The following is a 1,710-nucleotide window of genomic DNA, read 5'->3' as shown; positions in this document are numbered from 1 at the left end:
CTAGGTGCGTGGGTCGGTAATTGTTTGAGGGTTCCTCAGGTTTGAGCCGTAACGGCCCGAGGCCGGTTTCCTTGTCTTGGAAAGGGGCCGGCCTTTTGGCATTCTCGCGGAAGGAATGGGCTGGAAGGCTCATGCGGGGCGCGGTTCGATCCCGGGGCGCCGTCCCCGGTCGGGTTCAGGCGGTGGCGGTGCGGTAACTGAAGAGTTTGAGCAGGTTGTGGCAGCCGGCTATCAGCTTCCATTCCCCGGCTGCCTTCTCGAGCCCGCGAAGCAGGACATGTTTGCCTTGCCGGGTGTTGATCTGTCCGAAGACCGGTTCCACGATGGCTTTGCGCCGGGCGTAGACCGCTCGGCCTTTCTTCGTTTTCAGTTTCCGGGCCATCCGCTCGGCCGGTGTCGCGTCCGCCGGGATCCTGCCCCGTGGCGCCTCCGGGACCGGTTGGTTGTGTTTCATCCGCCGTGTGGAGATGAAGAATTCGGTTCCGCCACCGGCTTCCAGGTCTTTGACGTGGTCCAGGTTCGCCGCTGAGCAGTACCCGGCATCGGCGCTCCACTTCCGGGGCATGGCCTTCAGGATGTCCTGCGCGTGCTGGACCATCGGGACCAGTTGCTGCACGTCCACCGCGGTGTTGTTCAGTTCGGTGGCAACGATGACCTGGTGATCTTTATCAACGACGCCCTGCCCGTTGTAGCAGTAGTGGTAGGAACCGTCCGCGGTCTTCATGATCCTCGCGTCGGGGTCCGTGAAGTTCCGTTGGGCCGTGGGCTTGGGGACCGCCGCGGCCGCGGCGGCATCGCCCTTCCCGGAAACATCCTCATCGTCGTCCCCGCGGGCGCGGGCCTTCTCCTCGGCTTCACGGCGCGCCTTCTGGGCGGCTTCGGCTTCGATGGAGGCCCTGGCGGTGGCCATCGCCTGGGCGCGCCGGGCCCGGTTGGCCAGCTCGGCGGGCAGTTCATCGCCGCGTTTGCCCGGCCCGAAACGGGCGTCCTCGGCCGCGTCCACGGTCTTCGCCTCCGCCATCAGGTCGCTGATCTCATCGGCCAACACCTTCTGCTTCTCCGTCAACCGGGCATAACTCATGGCCTTGTGCCGCGAGGCGTTGGCCCGGACCTTCGTCCCGTCCAGTGCCACATGGCCCAGCGAGACCATGCCCGCGGCCCGGCAGAGCTCCAGCGCCTGCAGGAACACGTTGGCCAACGCCGCGAGGTGGCGTTCGCGGAACCGTCCGATCGAACGGAAATCCGGGGCCTGCTGGGCACACAACCAACGGAACGCGACCACATCCGTGCACGCCCGCTCCAGCTCCCGCGAAGACCGCACCCCCACGCAATACCCATACAGCAGGATCCGCAGCATCAGCCGCGGATCATACGGCGGCTGGCCCTTCGCCCTGGCGTAGGAAGCATAGAACCGGGTCAGATCCAGCTCCCCGTCGACGAGTTCGCCAATGAACCGGGCCAGATGGCCCTGGGGCAACCACTCCTCCAGCGACGGCGGGACCAGCATCACCGCATCGGGCTCGAACGCCTTGAAGCGTTTGTTGATCCCGCCGTTGGCATCCATCGGCACATCGGTGGGCTGGACGACCCGCTCGACCAGAGACTCGTCGAACAAACCATCCTGCGCGGAAGAACCAGTAACCATGCCCACGATTCTCCCAGCCGCCCCTACCAGGACATGGTTAATCCGTCGGCGTTTTAAGAATTACG

The 1,710-nt window shown here is 65.2% G+C and carries 1 protein-coding gene; it reads right to left on the bottom strand.

Translation table 11 applies throughout. The features are described 5' to 3' along the window. Positions 1–175 precede the first annotated feature (175 nt). Positions 176–1,546: an IS1182 family transposase gene (locus ACVWY0_RS22260; protein ID WP_485838628.1), complete on the bottom strand. Its 1,371-nt coding sequence runs from the start codon at positions 1,544–1,546 to the stop codon at positions 176–178. Positions 1,547–1,710: the final 164 nt, after the last annotated feature.

The organism is Arthrobacter sp. UYNi723, from assembly GCF_054057635.1.
This window is presented reverse-complemented; position numbering and strand designations above follow the sequence as displayed.